At 65.9% G+C, this 5950-nt stretch carries 2 protein-coding genes and 1 pseudogene; all 3 read left to right on the forward strand.

Features of this window, described 5'->3' with window-relative positions:
• Positions 1-3: 3 nt before the first annotated feature.
• Positions 4-519 (forward strand): annotated as a pseudogene (locus CHC02_RS31045) (condensation domain-containing protein); the annotation flags it as partial.
• A gap of 18 nt (positions 520-537) precedes the next feature.
• A complete protein-coding gene (locus tag CHC02_RS29640) occupies positions 538-3714 on the forward strand; it encodes an amino acid adenylation domain-containing protein (protein WP_483407021.1) in 3177 nt (1058 codons plus the stop codon).
• A 14-nt stretch (positions 3715-3728) separates the two neighbouring features.
• A partial coding sequence (locus CHC02_RS29645; protein ID WP_176450359.1) for a condensation domain-containing protein occupies positions 3729-5950 on the forward strand: 2222 nt, incomplete at its 3' end.

The raw sequence follows: 5950 nt of genomic DNA on the forward strand, positions 1-5950 counted from the left end.
GACCTGAGCCGCAGCGTCGGCTGGTTCACCAGCCTGTTCCCGGTGCGCCTGGCGCCCGCCGAAGACCTCGGCGAGTCGCTGAAGGCGATCAAGGAGCAACTGCGCGCCGTACCCGGCAAGGGCCTGGGCCACGGCCTGCTGCGCTACCTGGGCGGCCCGGAGAGCGCCGCGGCCATGGCGGCGCTGCCCCAGGCGCGGGTCACCTTCAACTACCTGGGCCAGTTCGACGCCCAGTTCGACGAGGCCGCGCTGCTGCTGCCCGCCACCGAGCGCGCCGGTGCCGAGGTGGACGCCGACGCACCGCTGGACAACTGGCTGAGCCTCAATGGCCGGGTCTACGACGGCGAGTTCAGCCTGGACTGGAGCTTCAGCCGCGAACAGTTCGCCGAAGCCACCCTCCAGCGCCTGGCCGAGGACTACCAGCGCGAGCTGGCCGCGCTGGTGGAGCATTGCCTGCAGCCACGGCAATGCACTCTCACGCCCTCGGACGTTCCGCTGGCCGGGCTGACCCAGGCACAGCTGGACGCGCTGCCGGCGATGGAGGCGGTCGAAGACATCTACCCACTCTCGCCGATGCAGCAAGGCATGCTGTTCCATAGCCTGTACGAGCAGGGCAGCGGTGACTACATCAACCAGATGCGCATGGACATCCAGGGCCTGGATCCCGAGCGTTTCCGCCTGGCCTGGCAGGCGGCGTTGGACCGCCATGACAGCCTGCGCAGCCTCTTCATCTGGCCGGAACAGCGGGACGCACCCTTGCAGGTCGTACGGCAAGGCGTGAAGCTGCCGTTCCAGGTCCATGACTGGCGGAACGATCCGGCCCTGCAGAACGCAGTGGACCTCCTGGCCGAGGAGGAGCGCAGCCACGGCTTCGACCTGCAGGCACCGCCGTTGCTGCGCTTGCACCTGATCCGTACGGGCGAGGAGTGCCACCATCTTATCTATACCAGCCATCACATCCTGATGGACGGCTGGAGCAATTCACGCCTGCTGGGCGAGGTGCTGCAGCGCTATGCCGGTAAGTCGCCGGCGATGACGCCGGGACGCTATCGCGACTACATCGCCTGGCTGCAACGCCAGGACCGCGGTGCCAGCGAGGCATTCTGGCGTACCCAGGCGGCACGCCTGCGGGAGCCGACACGCCTGGCACCGAGCCTGGCGCCAGCTGTGGCGGGCGAGGGCCAGGGCGAGTGCATGCTGCGCCTGGATGGCGCAGCTACCCAGCAGCTGCAGGCTTTCGCTCGGCGCCGCCAGGTCACCCTCAATACGCTGGTCCAGGCGGCCTGGCTGTTGCTGCTTCAACGTCATACGGGGCAGGCGACAGTGGCTTTCGGAGCCACTGTGGCGGGCCGCCCGGCCGAGCTGCTAGGGGTAGAGGAACAGGTCGGCCTGTTCATCAACACCTTGCCAGTGATCGCCGAGGTGCCGGCCGAACAGCGGCTAGGTGACTGGCTGGCGGCATTGCAGGCGCAGAACCTGGCGTTGCGCGAGCACGAGCATACGCCGCTGTACGATATCCAGCGCTGGGCCGGGCTGGGGGGCGAGGCGCTATTCGACAGCATCCTGGTGTTCGAGAACTATCCGGTGGCCGAAGCGCTGGGCCAGGCCCCGGCAGGGTTGCGCTTCGGCGAACCCACCAGCCATGAGCAGACCAACTACCCGCTGACGTTGCTGGTGGACATGGGGAACACCCTGGACCTGCGTCTGGCCTATGCGCGCTCGGCCCATGCCGCGACGGCCATCGAGCGCCTGCTCGAACAACTGTGCCGCTTGCTGTTGTCCATGCCGCAGGCCGAAGCGGCGCGCCTTGGCGAGCTGCAGGTGCTGTCGCCGGAAGAGCGCCGGCAGCAACTGGAATGGAACGCCACGGCCACCGAGTACCCACTGCAACGCGGCGTGCATCAGTTGTTCGAGGAGCAAGCCGAGCGTCACCCGGATTTGCCGGCGCTGGCCTTCGGCGAGCAGCGCCTGAGCTATGCGGAATTGAACCAGCGCGCCAACCGCCTGGCCCATGCCCTGATCGCGCGCGGCGTGGGGCCGGACAGCCTGGTCGGCATCGCGGTGGAACGCTCCATCGAGATGGTCGTTGGTTTGATGGCGATTCTGAAGGCCGGCGGCGCCTACGTGCCGCTGGACCCGGAGTACCCGGCCGAACGCCTGGCCTACATGCTGGAAGACAGCGGCGTGAAACTGCTGCTGAGCCAGTCGCACCTTGACCTGCCGCTGGCCGAGGGCGTGCAGCGTATCGACCTGGACCAGGGCAATGCCTGGCTGGAGGGCTACAGCACTGCCAATCCCGGAATAACCCTGGATGGCGAGAACCTCGCCTATGTGATCTACACCTCCGGCTCCACGGGCAAACCCAAGGGCGCAGGCAACCGCCACCGCGCGCTGACCAACCGACTGTGCTGGATGCAGGAGGCTTATGGCCTGGATGCCCGCGACACGGTGCTGCAGAAGACGCCGTTCAGCTTCGACGTCTCGGTCTGGGAGTTCTTCTGGCCGCTGATGACCGGTGCCCGCCTGGTCGTCGCAGCACCGGGCGATCACCGCGACCCGGCGAAGCTGGTGGAACTGATCAACCGCGAAGGCGTGACCACGCTGCACTTCGTGCCCTCGATGCTGCAGGCGTTCCTGCAGGACGAACAGGTATCTTCCTGCACCAGCCTCAAGCGCATCGTCTGCAGTGGCGAAGCCTTGCCGGTGGATGCCCAGCAACAGGTCTTCGCCAAGCTGCCGCAGGCTGGCCTGCACAACCTCTACGGCCCGACCGAGGCCGCCATCGACGTCACCCACTGGACCTGCGTGGAGGAGGGCAAGGATGCCGTCCCGATCGGCCGGCCCATCGCCAACCTGGGCTGCCATATCCTCGACGACAATCTGGAACCGGTGCCGGTAGGCGTACTGGGCGAGCTGTACCTGGCCGGCGAAGGCCTGGCCCGTGGTTACCACCAACGCCCGGCGCTGACCGCCGAACGCTTCGTCGCCAGTCCCTTCGTGGCCGGCGAGCGGATGTACCGCACCGGTGACCTGGCCCGCTATCGCGCCGACGGCGTGATCGAATACGCCGGCCGCATCGATCACCAGGTGAAGCTACGTGGTCTGCGCATCGAGCTGGGCGAGATCGAAGCGCGACTGCTGGAGCACGCGCTGGTACGCGAAGCAGCGGTGCTGGCCGTGGACGGCAAGCGGCTGGTGGGTTACGTGGTGCTGGCCGAGGAAGCACCGCAGTGGCGCGAAACCCTGTCTGCGCATCTGGCTGCCAGCCTGCCGGAATACATGGTACCGGCGCAGTGGCTGGCCCTGGGCAGCATGCCCCTGAGCCCCAATGGCAAGCTGGACCGCAAGGTATTGCCAAAAGCCGACGCCGCGGCCATGCAGGGTGGGTACGTCGCTCCCGTCAGCGAGCTGGAACTGCGTGTCGCTGCCATCTGGCAGGAGGCCCTGGGGGTCGAACGGGTGGGGCTGGAGGACGAATTCTTCCAACTGGGCGGTCATTCGCTGCTTGCCACCCAGGTGATGATGCGCGTGCGTGAGTTCTCGACGCTGGAACTGCCACTGAAACTGCTGTTCACCCATCCGGTCCTGCGGGACTTCTGCGAGCAGTTGCAGAGCCTGGAGGCGGACCAGCAACCGCTGCAGGATGAATTGGCTAAATCCCTGGAGGCCCTCAAACGTCTATCTGCCGATGATCTTGAGAAATTGCTTTCCTAACGAGGATCAAAGGCGTGCAAAAGTTAATCGAGTCGGTAGGGTCGCTTTCCGCCAGGGAGCGCAAAGCCTTGGCGGTGTTGCTCAAACAGAAGGGGATCAACCTCTTCGGTGTGGCCCCGATCTTCAAGCGCGACGCCACCGAGCCCCTGCTGCCTTCCTATGCTCAGCAGCGCCAATGGTTCCTCTGGCAACTGGAGCCCGGCAGCGCGGCCTATAACCTGCCCAAGGCCCTGCGGCTCAAGGGGCGGCTGGACCTGGCCGCGCTGCAGCGCAGTTTCGCTGCGCTCATCGCCCGCCATGAAAGCTTGCGCACCCGCTTCGTCGAGGTGGATGGCCAACTGCTGCAGTGCATCACACCGCCCTGGTGCCCGGAGCTGGAGCCGTTGACGCCGGCCATGGCGACGGAGGTCGCCATTCAGGAACATGTGACGCGCGAGGTGGCGCGGCCTTTCGACCTGGCCTGCGGCCCTCTGCTCAGAACCTCGCTGCTGCGCCTGGCCGTGGACGATCACGTATTGTTGCTGACGCTGCACCACAGCGTTGGCGATGGCTGGTCGATGCAGCTACTGGCGGACGAGCTGGTCCAGTTGTACGCGGCCCATGCCGAGGGGCGGCAGCCCGACCTGCCGGAGCTGCCGATCCAGTATGCCGACTATGCTCTGTGGCAACGTCAGTGGATGGACGCGGGCGAGCGTGAGCGCCAGTTGGCCTACTGGCGCCAGCGCCTGGGTAGCGAACAGTCTGTGCTGGCCCTGCCGCTTGATCGGCCACGGCCGTTACAACAGAGCTTCGCCGGAGCCAGTTGGCACATCGAGCTGGATGATGAGGCCCTGCGTGCCCTGAAGGGGCTGGCTCAACGCGAGAACGTCACGCTGTTCATGTTGCTGCTGGCCTCGTTCCAAGTGCTGCTGCAGCGCTACAGCGGCCAATCCGATACCCGCGTCGGGGTGCCCATCGCCAACCGCGGGCGAGTGGAAACCGAGCGACTGATAGGTTTCTTCGTCAACACCCAAGTGATGCGCGCCGAAGTGGATGGTCAGGCGAGTTTCCGCGACCTGCTGCGCCAGGTACGCCAGGCGGCGTTGGAGGCCCAGGAATATCAGGACCTGCCATTCGAGCAACTGGTGGAGGCACTGCAGCCCGAGCGCAGCCTCAGTCATAACCCGCTGTTCCAGGTGATGTTCAATCACCAGTCGGAGGAACGCAAGGAAAGCCGGGTGCAGTTGCCCGGCCTGAGCGTCGAGGGGCTGGAGTGGGAGAACCGCAGCGCGCAGTTCGACCTTTCCCTGAATACCGTCGAACACGCACGGGGGCTTTCGGCCGCGCTGACCTACGCTACGGACCTGTTCGAGCCGGCGACCATCGAACGCATGGCGCGGCATTGGCAGAACCTGCTGCGGGCGATGATCGAGAGCCCGCAACAGGCGGTCGGCGAACTGCCGATGCTGGACGCCGGTGAGCGCGAGCTGGTCCTGAAACAGTGGAATGCCACAGCTACCGAATACCCGCTGCAACGCGGCGTATACCAGCTGTTCGAAGAGCAAGCCGAGCGTCACCCGGATTTGCCGGCGCTGGCCTTCGGCGAGCAGCGCCTGAGCTATACGGAATTGAACCAACGCGCCAACCGCCTGGCCCATGCCCTGATCGAGCGCGGTGTGGGACCGGACAGCCTGGTCGGCATTGCCGTCGAACGCTCCATCGAGATGGTCGTCGGCCTGATGGCGATTCTGAAGGCTGGCGGCGCCTATGTGCCGCTGGACCCGGAGTACCCGGCCGAACGCCTGGCCTACATGCTGGAAGACAGCGGCGTGAAGCTGCTGCTGAGCCAGTCGCACCTTGACCTGCCGCTGGCCGAGGGCGTGCAGCGTATCGACCTGGACCAGGGCAATGCCTGGCTGGAGGGCTACAGCACTGCCAATCCCGGAATAACCCTGGATGGCGAAAACCTCGCCTATGTGATCTACACCTCCGGCTCCACGGGCAAACCCAAGGGCGCAGGCAACCGCCACCGCGCGCTGACCAACCGACTGTGCTGGATGCAGGAGGCTTATGGCCTGGATGCCCGCGACACGGTGCTGCAGAAGACCCCCTTCAGCTTCGACGTCTCGGTCTGGGAATTCTTCTGGCCGCTGATGACCGGTGCCCGCCTGGTCGTCGCGGCACCGGGCGATCACCGCGACCCGGCGAAGCTGGTGGAACTGATCAATCGCGAAGGCGTGACCACGCTGCACTTCGT

The sequence above is a fragment of the Pseudomonas delhiensis genome (assembly GCF_900187975.1).
Lineage (GTDB): Bacteria > Pseudomonadota > Gammaproteobacteria > Pseudomonadales > Pseudomonadaceae > Pseudomonas > Pseudomonas delhiensis.